This window comes from Epibacterium sp. MM17-32 (assembly GCF_022348205.1).
GTDB lineage: Bacteria > Pseudomonadota > Alphaproteobacteria > Rhodobacterales > Rhodobacteraceae > Epibacterium.
Genome location: NZ_JAKRFC010000012.1, coordinates 103,196 through 120,577 on the forward strand (window position 1 = coordinate 103,196; position 17,382 = coordinate 120,577).

A 17,382-nucleotide genomic window follows, 5' to 3' on the forward strand; every position below is an offset into this window, starting at 1 on the left:
AACCGCCAATCAGGCAGAGGCCAATAGATGAACTGGATCACCAACTACGTCCGCCCCAGGATCAACTCGATCTTCTCGCGCCGGGAAGTCCCCGAGAACCTGTGGAAGAAATGCGACGAATGCGGCACCATGCTGTTTCACCGCGAGTTGACCGACAATCAGAACGTCTGCACCAACTGCGGCCACCACATGCATATCACCCCGCGGGCGCGGTTCGAGGCGCTGTTCGACGGTGGCATCTTTGCCGAGGTGAAGGTCCCGGAACCGGTTGCCGATCCGCTCAAGTTCCGCGACCAGAAACGCTATCCCGACCGGATGCGCGCGGCGCAGAAAAACACCGGCGAAAAAGAGGCGATGCTGGTCGCCACCGGTGAAATCGGGCGCACGCCGATCGTCGCCACCGCGCAGGATTTCTCCTTCATGGGCGGCTCCATGGGCATGTATGTCGGCAACGCCATCATCGCCGCCGCCGAAGAAGCCGTGAAACTGGGCCGCCCGCTGGTGCTGTTCTCCGCCGCAGGTGGCGCACGCATGCAGGAGGGCATCCTGTCGCTGATGCAGATGCCGCGCACCACCGTTGCGATCGAGATGCTCAAAGAGGCGGGCCTGCCCTATATCGTGGTGCTCACCCATCCGACCACCGGCGGTGTGACCGCGTCCTATGCGATGTTGGGCGATGTGCATATCTCCGAACCCAACGCGCTCATTTGTTTTGCCGGGCCGCGGGTGATCGAGCAGACCATCCGCGAAAAACTGCCCGAGGGCTTCCAGCGCGCCGAATACCTGCTGGACCATGGCATGCTGGACCGGGTGACCCCGCGCACCGAGATGCGCGAGGAGCTGATCACCATCATCCGCATGCTGATGGACATGCCGCCGCAGGTGCACGGCGATCTGCCCGCCCCGGAGCCTGAGCCGCAGGCCGAAGGGGGCGAAAAAGACGAAAAAGCGCCCGAGGAGGACGCATCGGGCGAAGACAAAAACGCCTGAGCCCCTTCATTATGAGTTTTGCCTGACCGAAGGTCGGGCAGCGCCCGCCCCAATCGAGGCGGGCGCTTCGCTTCCACCCCGACGGGACGGGCGCTGCCCTCATCGCATATGGCACCGCCTGGCTCCGTGATCAGACTGGATCACGTCCGATGACCGAACAGACCTCCGACGCCATTCTCGCCCGCATGATGGCGCTGCATCCCAAGATCATCGACCTGACGCTGGACCGGGTCTGGCGTCTCTTGGCGGCGCTGGACAACCCGCAGGACAAACTGCCGCCGGTGATCCATATCGCGGGCACCAATGGCAAAGGCTCCACCCAGGCGATGATCCGCGCCGGGCTTGAGGGCATGGGCAAATCGGTGCACGCCTATACTTCGCCGCATCTGGCCCGCTTTCACGAACGCATCCGTCTGGCGGGGGATCTGATCTCCGAGGATCACCTGACGCAGGTGCTCGACGAGTGCTACAGCGCCAATGGCGACGAGACGATCACCTATTTCGAGATCACCACCGTGGCGGGGCTCTTGGCGTTTTCGCGCACCTCTGCGGATTACACCCTGCTGGAGGTCGGTCTCGGCGGGCGTCTGGACGCCACCAATGTTATCACCCCCGAGGTTTCGGTGATTACGCCGATTTCCATCGACCATGAACAATTCCTCGGCAACACGCTGGCCAAGATCGCAGGCGAGAAGGCGGGCATCATCAAGCGCGGCATGCCCGTGGTGGTCGGTCCGCAACCCGACGAGGCGATGGAGGTCATCGAGGACACCGCGATGCGCCTTGGCGCGCCCCTGATCGCCTATGGTCAGCACTGGCACGTCCACGAGGAACGCGGCCGTCTGGTCTATCAGGACGAACGCGGCCTGCTGGACCTGCCGCTGCCCAACCTGATGGGCGCGCATCAGGTGCAGAACGCAGGCGCCGCACTGGCAGTGCTGCGTCACCTCGGCGCGGATGAGACCGCCTGCGAGGCGGCGATGACCGGCGCCGAATGGCCCGCCCGCATGCAGCGCCTCAAAACCGGCCCGCTGGTCGCGGCCGCAGGCGCGGCCGAACTGTGGCTCGATGGCGGTCACAACGCCGCCGCAGGCATTGCGCTCGCCGATGTGCTGGCCCAGCTGCCCAAACGCCCGACGCATCTGATCTGCGGCATGCTCAACACCAAGGATGTGACCGGCTATATGCGCCCCCTTGCAGCCCGGGCCGACAGTCTGACCGCAGTGTCGATCCCCGGCGAAGCGGCAACGCTCAGCGCGGCAGACACCGCGGCGGCGGCGGCCTCCGTCGGGCTTGCAGCGCAGGAGGCCGAGAGTGTTGCGGCGGCGCTGAGTGCGATCCTGGCCCGCGATCCCGATTGCCGGGTGCTGATCTGCGGCTCGCTCTACCTCGCGGGCAATATCCTGCGCGAAAACGGCTAAAGCGCACCGCGCCTTCATCTTTTCATAAATATCTCGGGGGAGGCCCAAAGGGCCGGGGGCAGCGCCCCCTCCCCGGTGTCAGGCCGCGCGCCCCCAGTCCTTGTCCTGCATCTCCCGCAGGCGCGAGGCGGTGCGTTCGAATTCAAAGGCGCCATCGCCCTCCATATAGAGGAACTCCGGCTCTGCCGCCGCCGAGCAGATCAATCGCACGCGGGCCTCGTAAAGCGCGTCGATCAATGTCACAAAGCGTTTGGCCTCGTTGAAGTTGTTGCGCCCAAGGCTGGGGATGTTCTCCAGCACCAGAACCTTGACCGCATCGGCCACCGCGAGGTAGTCGCCCGGCCCCAGCATGGTGCCGCAGAGGTTATAAAACGTCGCCCGCGCCACCCCGTTGCGATAGGCGGGTAGGGTCACCTCGCGTCCCTTGACGGTCAGCACCAATGGCTCCGCCGCACCGCCAGTGAGATCGCGCCAGATCTCTTCCATCTCGGCGCGGGTGTCGGCGTTCAGCGGCGTGAAATAGACCCGAGAGCCAGTCAGACGGTCCTGTCGATAGTCCTTCGGGCTGACCATCTCATGCACCTGCATCCTGTCCTTGATGAGGTCGATGAAGGGCAGGAACAGCTGCCGGTTCAGCCCGTCCTTGTAGAGATCATCCGGCACCCGGTTGGAGGTGGTCACCACCACCACGCCGGCCTCGAACAGCGCCTCGAACAGCCGGCCGACAATCATCGCATCGGTGATGTCGGTGATCTGCATCTCGTCAAACGCCAGGAGCCGCACCGAGGCCACCACATCCGCCACCACCGGCGCCAGCGCGTCCTCGGTGCCGGCCTCGCGGGCGCGGTGCATCCTGGCGTGGATCTCCTGCATGAAGGCATGGAAATGCACCCGGCGGCTGGGGATGTCATCAAGGCTCTCGACAAAGAGATCCATCAGCATCGACTTGCCGCGCCCGACACCGCCCCACAGATAAAGCCCCCTGACCTCCGGGCGCACCGCCTTGCGGAACAGGCCGCGCTTGACCGGCTCGGCGCGCAGGCCGTCGGCGATGCGGTCAAACTCCGGCAGGACCGCCTCTTGTGCGGGGTCGGGCTGGATCTGCCCACTGTCTACACGGGCCTGATAGAGGTCGGTCATATGAGTCATGCCCCCAGCCATAGCCGGATGATTTTGCAAAGGAAAGCCGCAGCCGTCCGCTGGCTGAACCCGATGGTTCAATTTTATTTATGTATGCACACAAAACTCCTGAATTGACGCCCGCGTGCGAATGGGAACACTTGCGGCGCAATGACACAGCCGGAGAGCGCGCCCATGGACCGTCCAGCCCCCTTGTTCACCCCCGTCCTGCTGGTGGGCTGTCTGATCATCATGGTGAGCTTTGCGGTGCGCGCCTCCTTCGGGGTGTTCCAGATCCCGATCGCCGAGGATTTTGGCTGGCTCCGGAGCGAATTTTCGCTCGCCATCGCGATCCAGAACCTGGCCTGGGGCATCGGCCAGCCGATCTTTGGCGCCGTTGCCGAGAAGATCGGCGACCGCAAGGCGATCATCATCGGCGCGGTGGTCTATGCCGCCGGTCTGGTGCTGAGCGCGGGCGCCACCACGCCGTTTGAAATGCAGGCCTATGAATGGCTGGTGGGCTTTGGCGTTGCGGGCACGGGCTTTGGCGTGGTGCTGGCGGTGGTGGGGCGTGCCAGCTCGGACGAGAACCGCTCCATGTCGCTGGCGATCGTCACCGCAGCGGGTTCGGCGGGGCAGATCTTTGGCGCGCCGACGGCGGAATACATGCTGGGGCTGATGTCCTGGCAGTCGGTGTTCCTGGTCTTTGCCGGCGTGGTGCTGGCGCTGATCCTGTCGCTGCCGCTGATGCGCGCGCCGGTCTCCGCCGGCAAGGCGGAACTGGAAGAGAGCATGGGTGCGATCCTCAAGAAAGCCTTTCGCGATCCGTCTTACACGCTGATTTTCCTCGGCTTTTTCTCTTGCGGCTATCAGCTGGCCTTTGTCACCGCGCATTTTCCGGCCTTTGTCACCGAGATGTGCGGCCCGATCATGCCGGGCGGCATGCTGCATGGGCTGGGGATCACCACCACCTCGGCGCTGGGGGCGGTGTCGATCTCGCTGATCGGTCTGGCTAATGTGGGCGGCACGCTGCTGGCAGGCTGGGCGGGCAAGCACTATTCCAAGAAATACCTGTTGGCGGGGATCTATACCGCGCGCACGATTGTGGCGGGGGCCTTTATCCTGCTGCCGATCACGCCCCTGTCAGTGATCCTGTTCTCGGTGGCGATGGGCGCGCTGTGGCTGGCGACCGTGCCGCTGACCTCCGGTCTGGTCGCCCATATCTACGGGCTGCGCTACATGGGCACGCTCTACGGTATCGTGTTCCTCAGCCACCAGATCGGCGGCTTCCTCGGCGTCTGGCTGGGCGGGCGGATGTACGACATCTACGGCGACTACACGATGGTCTGGTGGATCGGTGTCGGCGTCGGGGCCTTCAGCGCCATTGTGCATCTGCCGGTGCGCGAGCGCCCGTTGCAGCAGGCGGCGGCCTGATCGGGACGGGAAGGCCGCAGCGTCGGCGGTGTGCCGCCTCAGGCCAAACCGCCGCGCTGGTTCTCGGCGATGATTTCGGCGACCTCGGCCGGGTGGGTGTAGACCACCCCGTGGCCGGCCCCCTCCACGACGGCCTGTTTGGCGGAGCGGTTGATCTCGGCCAGCCGCCCGATCACATGCCCGGGGATGATCTTGTCCTCGCCCCCCCAGATCGCCAGAACCGGCAGCCCCTGGCGGTGAAACAGCCGGTGTTCCGGGGCAAAGTCGCAGCGCAGGATGCCGCGCATCGCCGCCAGATTGGCGGGAAAGAACCCGCGGCGGCGGGTCTGTGCGCTCTGCGCCCGGATCACCGTTGACGGGCTGCGCGGGTCGCTCAGGTGGCTCTTGATATAGCGCCGGGCCGCCATCGGATAGGTCCAGCGCAGGATCAGGTCCTGCAACCCGGGGCGGCGCTCCATGAAGCTGGCCACCGGCGTGCGCGGCGCATGCAGGCCGACCGAGGCGATCAGGATCAGCTGCCGCACCCGCGGCAGGTTCTCGGCGGCAAAGGAGGTGGCGATGCAGCCCCCGGCGGAGTAGCCGATCAGGATGAAATCCTCGACCACGCCTTCATGGGCCAGCAGATCCTGCAACTGCTGGTGAAAGAAGGCGCGATCCTGCGGGCCGGTGGCATGATCCGACAAGCCGCGCCCGTAGAGATCATAGAGCAGCACCCGGTAGCCCATGTTGCCCAGCTGCTCCGCCAGGCCGGCAAACCCTTCGGAGGGGGTGGTGATCCCATGCACGCAGACCGCCACCGGGCCGCGTTCGGGACCGATCCAGCGATAATGGGTCTGCCCCTGGCTCAGCTCGGCAAAGCGGCCGGGGGCAAAGCGGCGCATCGAGTCGGTCAGCGGCTTGCGCAGGGTTTCCTGCACCGAGGGCAGGAACAGGAAGCCGACAATGAGAATGGCAACAACAAGCAGCCAGATCATGCAGAGCGGGTCCAGAGGTCCAGAATATGGCGGCTGGTCATCAGGTCCAGATGCGCGCCGCCGCCGTTTTTGAAAAGCGTGATTGCAGAAGGATCATAGGTCGGAAAGTCCGCAAGACCATAGAAATCGGCCAGCACGTCGGCACGCTGCAGCGCGCCCGAGTCCAGCGGGATCTTGAACTCGCCGATATGGTCGAGGGTGGTGTCGAAACTGTCGCAATAGATCTGCGCGCGCGCAAGTGCGGCGTCATCGGCCTCGCGCATGTCCGGGCGATAGGCGCCGATCATGTTGAGATGCTGGCCCGGGCGCAGCCAGTCGCCGCGGATCACCGGGTCTGTCGACATGGTGCAGGTCAGGATGATGTCGGCCGCGCCAACGGCCTGTTCCAGATCGGTGGCGACGGTGACGCCGGGATAGTCCGCTGCCAGCGCCTCGGCCTTGGCGGTGGTGCGGTTCCAGATCCGGATCCGCGCCTGCGTCCACACGGCGGAAAAGGCCTCGATCAGGCTGCCGGCCACGGTGCCGGCGCCGACGATCAGGATCTCTTGCGCCTCCGGGTTGGCCAGACGGCGCGCGCCCAGAAGGCTGTCGCCGGCGGTCTTCCACTTGGTCACCAGGTGGAAATCCACCAGCGCCTCGGGCTGGCCGGTGGCATCATCAAACAGGGTCACCGCGCCGTTGATCATCGGCAGGTCGCGGGTCGGGTTGTCGGGAAAGATCATCGCCGTCTTGACCGCGATCCCAAGCCCGTCGATCCAGGCCGAGCGCGACAGCAGCGTATCCTTGCCCCGATAGAGGAAAGTGTCGTCCACCTCGGCCTTGGGGCAGCTGTGCCCCTCGGCCAGCGCCTCCGTCAGCGCCCGCCAGTCCAGCAGCGCCTCGCCGTCGTCAAAGCTGATCTGCGTCAGGCTCATTGTGCCTCCTCTTCGGTCAGAAGTCCTTCTTCCACCAGCCGTGCGGCCCAGGTCTCGGGGCGGTCGAACAGATGGGTTTTCCAGCCGCGCACCGCGGCGGCGGTGATGTTTTCGGGCCGGTCATCGGTGAACAACAGCTCCTCCGGGCGGCGTCCGGTGCCCTGTTCCAGATGCGCGTAGATCTCCGCATCCGGTTTGATGCAGCGCAGATGCGCCGACACAAAGGCCTGATCGAATTCGCGCAGGAACGGGTAATGGGTCTGGGCGATCACAAAGGTCTCGGCGCCGAAATTCGTCAGCGCATAGACCGGCACGCCCCGGGCCTTGAGCGCCCGCAGCAGGCGCACCGAATGGGGGATCTCGGGGCTGGCCATCTCGATCCAGCTGTCGTGCCAGTGGCGGATCTCCTCGGCCCACTCCGGGTGTTTCTCCGCCAGCCCGTAGATGGTGTCGCGGAACGGGTGGCCACGGTCCACATCGAGGTTGGCGCCATGCAGGTCGACCTCCTTGAACAGCGCGGTGCGGCGGGGTTCTCCGATCAGGCGGTCAAAGAAGCGCTCCGGCTCCCACTCAAGAAGGACACGGCCAATATCAAAGACGACGGCGGTTACGGGCATGATCTATTGGCCTTTCTAGCCGGAGGAACGGGGCCGCGGGCGTGGCGGCGGGCCGGGGGTGCGGGTCTCACGCCAGAGAGAAACAAGCCCGGCGCCGATAATCAAGGCCGAGCCGAGCCAGACCGACGCATCGGGCCATTCGGCAAACACCAGTACCCCCCAAACCACAGCCAGCGGCATGGCGATATATTCAAACGGGGCGACCAATCCGGCCTCGCAGAGCCGGTACGCCTGCCCGACCAGATAGCCGCCAATGGCGCCGGAGACCCCGGCGATGGCAAAGATGCCCCACTCAACCCCCTGCGGCCAGGCCCAGGGTTTGAGCACCACATCGGTGATCGGGTGACCGGTGGCCCAGCTGCCATGGCCAAAGATCACTCCGGCCAGCGCGCTGATCACCAGAAAGCCCATGTTGGGGTAGAACGACAGCGTCGCCGCCTTGTCCGAACCGCCGGCCCGTCGGGTCAGCACATGCAGGGTGGCATAGCCGCAGGACCCGAAGAACGGCAGCAGCGCATAGGGCTGAAACGCATCGGCGCCGGGTTTCACGATCACCAGGATGCCGCTGAACCCCACCACCACAGCGCCCCAGCGCCAGGGGCCGACACGTTCCTTCAGGAACAGGATCGACAGCAGGGTCACGATCAGCGGCGTGGCAAAGGCGATGGCGACCGCCTCGGCCAGCGGCAGCACCGCCAGGCCGGAAAAGAACGACAGGTTGGCAAAGGCCACAGCCGCCACCCGCATCAGATGCAGGCGCAGGTTTTGCGTGCGCAGGATCCGGTAGCCGCCTTCCATGGGCACGATGATCGCCATCAGGAGCACCAGCGCCACCGCAGAGCGGATGAACACCACCTGATAGAGCGGATAGCCTTCGGAGAGGAACTTGAAGGTGACATCGATGACGGAGAAGGCAACCGCGGCACCAATCGCGGCGAGAATGCCCAGGACATTGGAATTGACCAAAGATGTGCTCATCCGCGCGTGCCTCCCCGGCGGTTGTCGCCGATGCGTGCCGCGGGGGCAATCATAATGACACAAAGGTACAATTTTGTCGGATGTACCGAGAGAGACGCGCCGAACGCGGCCGGTCTTGGCCGCTTATCCTGATGTCGCAAGACCGCACGGACACCAGCGCCCGCGCGGTCTTGGGTCAAACGGGCATTGCCAATGACGCATAAGCACGCACTGATCGGATGTGTGGAGGCATTGATCTTGTCCGTCGTGAATGGTCGCTCAGCGGACAAGTGAGAATTCGCTACGAGCTGGCTAAGGTCTGCATTGACGATTTGGCGAGGTCAGGAATGGACTTCTTCGCTGAAGACAGAAACACCCAAGCTATGGCGGGTTCTCCACTGCAGCGAAGGTGCATTACGAGTCCCAGGTAAATTCTGACACTTTAGTCTCCAGTGCCGTCACGCTTCATTCGATATCGTTCTCTGGGATATCCGCTTGAACCGTATCTTCTCCGAAGCCGAACTTGCCGGGTAACTCCTGAACCCAATCCGATAGAAATACACCCAGAACGAAAATAATAAGACCGGCAATGATATTTATCGCAAAAGCGATCCATCGTTCGCGGCTTTGGCCTTTACCTAACGTTTGCTCAAGGGTCTTTGCAACCGCGTCTCCTTGCTCCTTGGTCAACTCTGCAAGGCTTGAGACCCGCTGATATTCCTCCTTGAGTTCGTTGAGTTTTTTGGCCCGTTGCTCAAGCGAGGACTCGAGATTTGAGATCAATTGAGTAGACGTTGTTAGTGCTTCTACCGCCTCTTCAACCTGCTGATCGAGATCCCTTTGCGAAGAATTCACTTTGCTTACCAAGACGAGAATGTCGTTGGCGGTTCTGCCCATTGGCATCATTTTTAAAAGGACTCGGCTAATCTCGTGCCAGATTAATTTTCGGTCCAAAGTAAATCCTCAATTCTCGTAGTGATGCGCGCACTCTACGATACGACAACAGGAGATCAAGCAGCGACCAATGCCAGTTTTCACCCGCAGCCAGAGGAGCGGACGTTGGTTCATCGCGCAGCATTCGGCACTTTGGTCTCATTTGATGCATTCGCCGCGCAGAGCGTGAAAGTCAGCTTCGCGCTTCACTCCAACTCTGCGCAATTGCCAGAGAAAATCCGAGCCCCACACTGCGTCAGCGCAAAAAGCCCTTCACAGGGTGTGCGCATGAAAACCGCCAGAATGTGCAAGCAGATGGGGCATTGGCCGTCAGCAAGGTGTTGGCGACCCCGGCAGGGTTCGAACCTGCAACCTGCCCCTTAGGAGGGGGCTGCTCTATCCAGTTGAGCCACGGGGCCATCCAAAGGGGCGATAGCAAATCGACCCTGCAACCTCAAGCGCCACGTGGGGCCGTCCAAGAGCCATTGTGTCCTCCGGCGGGACTGGCTAACCTCAAGGCAACAAAGCAAAGAGGCCAAGCACGTGACCAACGACTCCAAGCGTCCGCTGACGCTGCGTGATGTTTCAGATGCCACCGGCGTATCGGAAATGACTGTCAGCCGTGTTCTTCGAAACCGGGGTGATGTCTCGGAAAAGACCCGGCAAAAGGTGCTGGAGGCGGCCAAGGAGCTGGGCTACGTGCCCAACAAGATCGCCGGCGCGCTGGCCTCCAAACGGGTCAATCTGGTGGCGGTCATCATTCCGTCGCTGTCCAATATGGTGTTTCCCGAGGTGCTGACGGGCATCAACCGGGTGCTGGAGGATACCGAGCTGCAACCGGTGGTCGGCGTTACCGACTATCAACCTGAAAAAGAAGAAAAAGTTCTTTATGAGATGCTGTCCTGGCGGCCCTCCGGGGTGATCATCGCCGGGCTTGAACACACCGATCCGGCGCGCGCCATGCTGGCGGCGGCGGGCATTCCGGTGGTGGAGATCATGGACACCGACGGCAAGCCGGTGGATGCGATGGTGGGCATTTCCCATCGCCGCGCGGGCCGTGAAATGGCCAAGGCGATCCTCAAAGCCGGCTATAGCCATATCGGGTTCATGGGCACGAAAATGCCGCTCGACCACCGGGCGCGCAAACGGTTCGAGGGCTTTACCGAGGCGCTCGCCAAGGAGGGGATCGAGATCGAGGATCGCGAATTCTACTCCGGGGGCTCTGCCCTGGCGAAGGGGCGTGAGATGACGCAGGCCATGCTGGAACGCTCGCCCGAGCTGGATTTCCTCTATTATTCCAACGATATGATCGGCGCTGGCGGGCTGTTGCACCTGCTGGACCAGGGCATTGATGTGCCAGGGCAGATCGGTCTTGCGGGCTTTAACGGGGTGGAGCTGCTGGCGGGGCTGCCGCGGCAGCTGGCGACCATGGATGCCTGCCGGCAGGAGATCGGTATGAAGGCGGCGCAGATCATTGCGGCGCAGCTGGAACAGCCCGATGCCGACGTGGAAAAACACGTCACGCTGACCCCGACGATTTCCTACGGGGATACGCTCAAGCGCCGCTGATCCGGGGCGGGGCCGCGCCCTCGGGCGGGTTGGCCCGAACCGGCGGCAGAGACGCGGCGTGCACGGATCTGAAGGCGCAATCGTTTACGGGCCGGTGCCGTTGGGGCATTCCAGCGCCCCTCGGAAGGTCGGGTCATGGTCAGGAAGAGCGCCACCATTCAGGATGTCGCGGTCGCGGCCGGGGTGTCCACGGCCACCGTCAGCCGCACCTTGTCGAAACCGTCGGTGGTGGCCAAGGCGACGCGAGAGGCGGTGCTGTCAGCGGTGGAGCGGACCGGCTACCGGGTCAACGCCACCGCCTCCAACCTGCGCCGACAGCGGACCGGGAGCGTGATCGCGCTGTTGCCGAACCTGGCCAATCCGTTCTTTTCACAGATCCTGGCCGGGATGAGTGCGGTGTTTCGGCAGGCCGGTTACGGGCTTCTGGTGGCGGACACCCGGGCGGAACCGGATCCGGAGGGGCGGCTGACCCATTACCTGCGGTCGGGGCTGGCCGATGGCATTGTCCTGCTGGATGGCACCCTCTCTGCCGCGCCGCTGACACGCCCCGCGCGCCCGCCTGTCGTGCTGGCTTGCGAGTGGATGCAGGAAGATCTGCCGTCGGTGCGGAGCGACAATGCCGGGGGCGGGGCGCTTGCCGTGGCGTATCTGGTCGGCATGGGGCATCGTCGGATTGGCCACATCACCGGGCCGCAGGGGAACTGCCTGTCGCAGACGCGGCTTGACGGGTTTCATGCTGCCATCAAGGCGCAGGGCGCGCAGACGCGCGCCGCCTGGATCTTTGAGGGCGATTTCAGCATGGAATCCGGCGCGGCGGCCGCGCAGGCGTGGCTGGGGCTGACAGATCGCCCCAGTGCTGTGTTCTGCGCGTCGGATGAAATGGCCATCGGCTTTATGGGGGCGGTGCAGCATCGCGGTCTCCGGGTGCCGGAGGATGTGTCGCTGGTGGGCTTTGACAATATCGAAGTCGCCGGCCATCTGTCGCCGCCGCTGACCACCATCCAACAACGGCGCAGCGAGATCGGCGGCCGCGCAGCGCGGTTGTTGCTCGACATGATTGACGCGGGCAGCCTGACCGGCCCCTCCGAGACCATCGGGGTGGAGCTGATCGAGCGCGGCAGCGTCGCCCGGATCGCACCTTGAAAAAACGGCCGCACTGACAGGCAGTGCGACCGTCGCATCGGTGTTCGGGGACCGATTGTTGAGTCAGAGTGCAGCTTTGAACAATTGCGACAGGTTGTCCTCGGTCAGTTTGACCGGGTTGCCACCGCAGCTGGGGTCAATGATCGCGCCCTTGACCAGCTCGGGGATGGCGTCCTCGGTGACGCCCAGCTCCGCAAGGCCGCGCGGAATGCCGAGGCTGTCGTTGAACTCCTGCACAAAGGCCTTGAACCCGTCAAAGCCGCCCGCGATGCCAAGGTAAGCCGCCGCCATGTCAAAGCGTTCGGCAATCTCGGAGGCGTTGAACTCCAGCACCGCGGGCATGCAAACCGCATTGGTGGTGCCGTGGTGGGTGTTGAAATGTGCGCCGATGGGGTGGCTCATGGCGTGGATCGCGCCGAGGCCTTTCTGGAAGGCGGTCGCGCCCATGGCCGCCGCGGACATCATATGCGCGCGCGCCTCGATGTCGGTGCCATCTGCGTAGGCGCGCGGCAGGTAGTCCTTCACGAGGCGCATACCTTCAAGCGCCATGCCCTGCGACATCGGGTGGTAATGCGGCGAGGAGAAGGCCTCGACACAATGGGCAAAGGCATCGAGGCCAGTGCCCGCGGTGATGAACTTCGGCATACCCTCGGTCAGCTCGGGATCGCAGATCACCACGGTAGGCAGGACCTTGGGGTGGAAGATGATCTTTTTCTGGTGGGTGACGCTGTCGGTGATGACAGAGGCGCGGCCCACCTCAGACCCGGTGCCCGCAGTGGTCGGCACTGCGATGATCGGCGCAATGGCGTCGGCATCGGCGCGGGTCCACCAGTCGCCGATGTCCTCGAAATCCCAGACCGGGCGAGTCTGGCCCGCCATGAAGGCAACCATCTTGCCCAGATCGAGACCGGAGCCGCCGCCAAAGGCGATCACGCCGTCATGGCCGCCGGCCTTGTAGGCCGCGACACCGGCATCGAGGTTCTTCTCGTTCGGGTTGGGATCCACCTCGGAGAACATCCCGCGACCAAGGCCGGCGGCCTCCATGATGTCGAGGGTGGATTTTGTCACGGGCAGATCGGCAAGCCCCTTGTCGGTGACCAGCAGTGGCTTCTTGATCCCGGCCTGCGCGCAGGCATCGGCCAGTTCCTTGATCCGGCCTGCGCCGAATTTGATTGCGGTCGGATACGACCAGTTTCCAATGAGAGACATCAGCATGTTCCTGTGGTGAGCCGGGGTGGGGGCGCTGCCCCCGCTTGCCCTCCGGCAAGCTCCCCCGAGATTTTTTCAAAAAGATGAAGGGATTAGCCCGTGACTTTTTTCAGGTGGTAGGACTTGGGCCGGGTCAGGTTGTGATAGCCGATCACCGAGAGGCCACCGCCGCGCCCGGTGTTCTTGCAACCGGTCCAGCACAGCGCGGGGTCGAGGTAGTCGGCGCGGTTCATGAACACGGTGCCGGTCTCGATCTGGTCACCCACCGCCTGCGCGCGCTCCAGATCCTTGGTCCAGATCGAGGCGGTGAGACCAAATTCGCTGTCGTTCATCAGCTTGATCGCTTCCTCGTCGGAAGAGACCTTCATGATGCCAACGACCGGGCCGAAGCTCTCGTCGCGCATCACCCGCATCTCATGGGTGACATTGGTCAGGATCTGCGGTGTCAGATAGGCGCCGCCATCATCGGCCTCCATGGTGGCGATATGGGCCACGGCGCCCTGTTCGACCGCCTCGGCGATCTGGTCGCGCACCTCTTGGGCAAAGCGCACATTGGCCATCGGGCCGATGGTGGTCTCTGCCTCAAGCGGGTTGCCGAGCTTGTAGCCGTTGACCACCGCCAGCGCCTTTTCAAGGAAGCTGTCATAGAGGCTTTCATGCACATAGATGCGTTCGATGCCGCAGCAGCACTGGCCGGAGTTGAACATGGCCCCGTCGATCAGCGTGTCGACCGCCGCATCCACATCGGCGTCCTCCATGACATAGCCGGGATCCTTGCCGCCCAGTTCGGTGCCGACGCCGGTGAACGTGCCTGCTGCGGCGCGCTCCATCGCCTGACCACCCCCGACGGAGCCGGTGAAGTTCACAAAATCAAACGCCTTCTCGGCAATCAGTGCCGAGGTGGTGTCATGATCGAGGAACACATTCTTGAACACGTCCTCGGGCACGCCTGCCGCGTGGAAGGCTTTTGCCAAGCGTTCGCCCACCAGCAGGGTCTGGGTTGCATGTTTCAGCACCACGGTGTTGCCCGCGATCAGCGCCGGCGCAACCGTGTTGATCGCCGTCATGTAAGGGTAGTTCCAGGGTGCGACCACAAAGACCACGCCATGGGGAATGCGCTTGATGTAGCGTTTGAACGTCGCGTCCTCGCCAACCTCGATATCCGCCAGCGATTCAGCCGCAATCTGCGCCATATGCGATGCGCGTTCGTTGAACCCGCCAAACTCGCCGCCAAACCGCACCGGGCGGCCCATCATATGGGCAAGCTCGGGCACGATGTCATCGTTCATCTCGCCAATGGCGGCGACACCTGCCATGACGAGGTCAATGCGCTCCTGCAGCGGACGCGCCGCCCAGGCTTTCTGTGCTGTCCGCACCGCAGCCACCTCGGCGCGGGCGGCGTCCAGATCCAGCGTCTCGCGGCTGGCGTAGACCGATCCGTCGATCGGCGAAATACAGTTCAGTGTCTTGCCCATTGGCCAACTCCTCCGGGGGCGCAGCAAACGGCCCCGATTATCTTCAGCTTTTTCCAAATACCTCGGGGGTGCGGGGGCTGGCCCCCGCCTGTCCGCGCGATATCAGGCTTTCTCAAAGCCGCGTGCGATCTCGTAGTCGGTCACCACGCGGTTGAACTCTTCGATCTCCCACTCCGCCGCGCGGGCGTAATGGGTGATCACCTCTTCGCCAAACGCCTCGCGCAGCATCTCGGACGCCAGAAGCGCCTCGCGCGCCTCGGGCAGGCTGCGCGGGATATGTTGCTGAGCGTCGTAGGCATAGGCGTCGCCGTTGAACGGGTCTTGCAGCTCCAGCTTTTCCTCGATCCCCTTGAGCCCGGCCGCCAGCATGGCCGCCTGTGCCAGATAGGGGTTCATGTCGGACCCCGGGACCCGGCATTCAACCCGGACGCCTTTGGTGCCGTCACCGCACAGGCGGAAGGCTGCGGTGCGGTTGTCCACCGACCAGACCACCTGCGTCGGCGCAAAGGTGCCCTTGGCAAACCGCTTGTAGCTGTTGATGTAGGGCGCCATTAAATACGTGTAGTCCGCGGCGTATTTCAACAGCCCCGCCATATAATGATCCATCAGCCTGGATTTGCCCAGCGGTGCGCTCTCATCGAAAAACGCGTTTGACCCATCCTTCCACAGCGACTGATGCACATGCGCGGCAGAGCCGACCCGCTCGTGATGCCATTTGGGCAGGAAGGTCGCGGCAAAGCCCTGCTGATGCGCGATCTCCTTGATGCCGTGTTTGGCGAGCGTGTGGTGATCCGCAGTGGCCATCGCCGTGTCGTATTTGATGTTGAGCTCTTCCTGGCCGGCCTCGGCTTCGCCCTTGGAGCCTTCGACCGGGATGCCCATCGCACGCAGGTGGTTGCGGATCGGGCGCATGACCGGCTCTTCCTTCGAGGTTTGGAAGATGTGGTAGTCCTCATTGTAGTTGGAGATCGGCTGCAGGTCGCGAAACCCCGCTGCCGTGATCTCGTCGGCGGTGCCCTTGAAGAGGAAGAACTCCAGTTCCGTCGCCATCACCGGCGACAGGCCCAGCTCTGCACAGCGCGCGATCTGCGCCTTCAGCATTTCACGCGGTGCATGGGCAACCGGGGCATGCGTGTGATGGTCGATCACGTCACACAGAACCATGGCGGTCCCCTCAAGCCAGGGCACCCGCCGCAGCGTCGTCAGATCCGGCTTCATGATATAGTCGCCGTAGCCGCGCTCCCAACTGGTGGAGGCATAGCCGTCAGGGGTCGCCATCGCGAGGTCGGTGGCCAGCAGGTAGTTGCAGCAGTGGGTTTCGCCTTCGGCCATTTCCAGAAAGGCCTCGGCGTGGAAGCGTTTGCCCATCAGACGGCCCTGCATGTCCACGATGCAGGTCAGAACGGTGTCGATGGCCCCGCGTTTGATGTCATCAGTGAGTGCTTCCAGAGTGAATTGGCCGGACATAGTGCGTTCCCCGTGCGGTTGGTATGCGGTGACCGGCCCCATGCGGGGCCGGTCGCTGGTCAAGACCGTGCAGGGCCATTGGCCCTGCACGGCCCGCTGGATCACCCGTAGCGATAGGGGCGGCCGGCTTTTGCCATATCGGCGTTGTACTTCTTGAAGATCTCCACGACCTTTGCCTTGGTCTCGGACTCGGCTGCGATTTCATCCCAGAACTTCACGGCGGCGTCTTCGACCTGCTGCCATTCGGCATCCGGGATCGAGGTCAGCTTCAGCTTGTCGCCGTTGACGCGCAGGGAGGCCTCGCCGCCCCAGTACCACCACTGGCGATAGTAGTGCGACTGGTCGGTGCAGACGCGGAATAGGGTTTGCAGATCCTCGGGCAGCTCGTTCCAACGGTCCATGTTGGCAAAGAAGCTGCCGGCCCAGGCGCCGGAGATGTTGTTGGTCAGGAAGTAGTTGGTCACATCGGCCCAGCCCACGGTGTAGTCCTCGGTGATGCCGGACCAGGCGATGCCGTCCAGCTCGCCGGTCTGCACTGCGACCTCGATGTCCTCCCAGGGCAGGGTCACGGGCACCACGCCGAACTGGCTGAGGAAGCGGCCCGCGGTGGGGAAGGTGAAGACGCGCTTGCCCTTGAGGTCCGCGAGCGAGTTGATCGGGTCCTTGGTGGCAAAGTGGCAGGGATCCCAGGACCCGGCGGAGATATGCTTGACGCCGACCTTGGAGTATTCCTCGTCCCAGATTTCGTTCAGGCCGTATTGGTTGAACAGCACCGGCACGTCCAGCGAGTAGCGCGACGCGAAGGGGAAGTAGCCGCCAAAGACGGTGACTTCGGTCGGCGAGGCCATGGAGTCGTCATCGGATTGCACCGCGTCGATGGTGCCTTTCTGCAGGGCGCGGAACAATTCACCGGTGGGGACCAGCTGATCGGCGTAGAACAGTTCGATCTGCATGCGGTCGCCTGCGATCTTGTTGAACATCTGGATCGCCGGATCGATCACATGGGCGGCCAGCGCGGGACCGGCATAGGTCTGCATGCGCCAGGTGATCTTGCCCTGGGCGAGGGCGGGTGTGGCCAGCGGCGCGGCGGCGGCACCGAGGGCGGTGGTCTTCAGGAAATTACGACGGGTTGTCATGTCTTTCAGTCTCCTCTGTCGGAC

General features: G+C 63.6%; 15 protein-coding genes and 1 tRNA gene. 5 read left to right on the top strand and 11 right to left on the bottom strand.

All coding sequences use genetic code 11. The features are described 5' to 3' along the window. Positions 1–27 precede the first annotated feature (27 nt). A complete protein-coding gene (accD, locus tag MHM88_RS17525) occupies positions 28–990 on the top strand; it encodes an acetyl-CoA carboxylase, carboxyltransferase subunit beta (RefSeq protein ID WP_239367886.1) in 963 nt (320 codons plus the stop codon). A gap of 149 nt (positions 991–1,139) precedes the next feature. Continuing rightward, positions 1,140–2,411: a folylpolyglutamate synthase/dihydrofolate synthase family protein gene (locus MHM88_RS17530; protein ID WP_239367888.1), complete on the top strand. Its 1,272-nt coding sequence runs from the start codon at positions 1,140–1,142 to the stop codon at positions 2,409–2,411. Between the two features lie 78 nt (positions 2,412–2,489). On the opposite strand, the gene zapE is transcribed toward MHM88_RS17530, so the two are convergent. After that, complete coding sequence (gene zapE / locus MHM88_RS17535) at positions 2,490–3,560, bottom strand: cell division protein ZapE (protein WP_239367890.1); 1,071 nt, start codon at positions 3,558–3,560, stop codon at positions 2,490–2,492. A gap of 165 nt (positions 3,561–3,725) precedes the next feature. On the opposite strand from zapE, the gene MHM88_RS17540 reads away from it, so the two are divergent. Next, positions 3,726–4,964, top strand: a complete 1,239-nt coding sequence (locus tag MHM88_RS17540; protein WP_239367892.1) for an MFS transporter — start codon at positions 3,726–3,728, stop codon at positions 4,962–4,964. Between the two features lie 38 nt (positions 4,965–5,002). On the opposite strand, the gene MHM88_RS17545 is transcribed toward MHM88_RS17540, so the two are convergent. The 6 genes from MHM88_RS17545 to MHM88_RS17570 all read right to left on the bottom strand — a co-directional run bounded on the left by MHM88_RS17545 (position 5,003) and on the right by MHM88_RS17570 (position 9,778). After that, complete coding sequence (locus MHM88_RS17545; RefSeq protein WP_239367894.1) at positions 5,003–5,938, bottom strand: alpha/beta fold hydrolase; 936 nt, start codon at positions 5,936–5,938, stop codon at positions 5,003–5,005. Further along, a complete protein-coding gene (locus MHM88_RS17550) occupies positions 5,935–6,852 on the bottom strand; it encodes an ornithine cyclodeaminase family protein (RefSeq protein WP_239367896.1) in 918 nt (305 codons plus the stop codon). Before MHM88_RS17550 ends, MHM88_RS17545 begins: the two co-directional genes overlap by 4 nt. Next, a complete protein-coding gene (locus MHM88_RS17555; protein ID WP_239325090.1) occupies positions 6,849–7,469 on the bottom strand; it encodes an HAD family phosphatase in 621 nt (206 codons plus the stop codon). Before MHM88_RS17555 ends, MHM88_RS17550 begins: the two co-directional genes overlap by 4 nt. A gap of 15 nt (positions 7,470–7,484) precedes the next feature. Next, positions 7,485–8,447 (bottom strand): DMT family transporter, encoded by a 963-nt coding sequence (locus MHM88_RS17560; RefSeq protein WP_239325092.1) that lies wholly within the window; start codon positions 8,445–8,447, stop codon positions 7,485–7,487. Between the two features lie 444 nt (positions 8,448–8,891). After that, a complete protein-coding gene (locus MHM88_RS17565) occupies positions 8,892–9,380 on the bottom strand; it encodes a hypothetical protein (RefSeq protein ID WP_239367898.1) in 489 nt (162 codons plus the stop codon). A 321-nt stretch (positions 9,381–9,701) separates the two neighbouring features. Next, a tRNA-Arg gene (locus tag MHM88_RS17570) sits at positions 9,702–9,778 on the bottom strand. Positions 9,779–9,902: 124 nt separating this feature from the next. Between MHM88_RS17570 and MHM88_RS17575 the strand changes: the two genes are divergently transcribed. After that, on the top strand, positions 9,903–10,928 hold the full coding sequence (locus tag MHM88_RS17575; RefSeq protein ID WP_370645780.1) for a LacI family DNA-binding transcriptional regulator: 1,026 nt from the start codon (positions 9,903–9,905) through the stop codon (positions 10,926–10,928). A gap of 135 nt (positions 10,929–11,063) precedes the next feature. After that, positions 11,064–12,071 (top strand): LacI family DNA-binding transcriptional regulator, encoded by a 1,008-nt coding sequence (locus tag MHM88_RS17580; protein WP_239367900.1) that lies wholly within the window; start codon positions 11,064–11,066, stop codon positions 12,069–12,071. A gap of 63 nt (positions 12,072–12,134) precedes the next feature. Here MHM88_RS17580 and MHM88_RS17585 read toward each other — a convergent pair whose 3' ends face one another. The 4 genes from MHM88_RS17585 to MHM88_RS17600 all read right to left on the bottom strand — a co-directional run bounded on the left by MHM88_RS17585 (position 12,135) and on the right by MHM88_RS17600 (position 17,358). Further along, entirely contained in the window at positions 12,135–13,280 is a 1,146-nt protein-coding gene (locus MHM88_RS17585) for an iron-containing alcohol dehydrogenase (protein WP_239367902.1), read from the bottom strand. 92 nt (positions 13,281–13,372) lie between these two features. Then, entirely contained in the window at positions 13,373–14,755 is a 1,383-nt protein-coding gene (locus MHM88_RS17590; protein WP_239367904.1) for an aldehyde dehydrogenase family protein, read from the bottom strand. Positions 14,756–14,857: 102 nt separating this feature from the next. Then, positions 14,858–16,222 (bottom strand): glutamine synthetase family protein, encoded by a 1,365-nt coding sequence (locus MHM88_RS17595; protein WP_239367906.1) that lies wholly within the window; start codon positions 16,220–16,222, stop codon positions 14,858–14,860. A 101-nt stretch (positions 16,223–16,323) separates the two neighbouring features. Then, positions 16,324–17,358: a TRAP transporter substrate-binding protein gene (locus MHM88_RS17600; RefSeq protein WP_239325104.1), complete on the bottom strand. Its 1,035-nt coding sequence runs from the start codon at positions 17,356–17,358 to the stop codon at positions 16,324–16,326. Positions 17,359–17,382 lie beyond the last annotated feature (24 nt).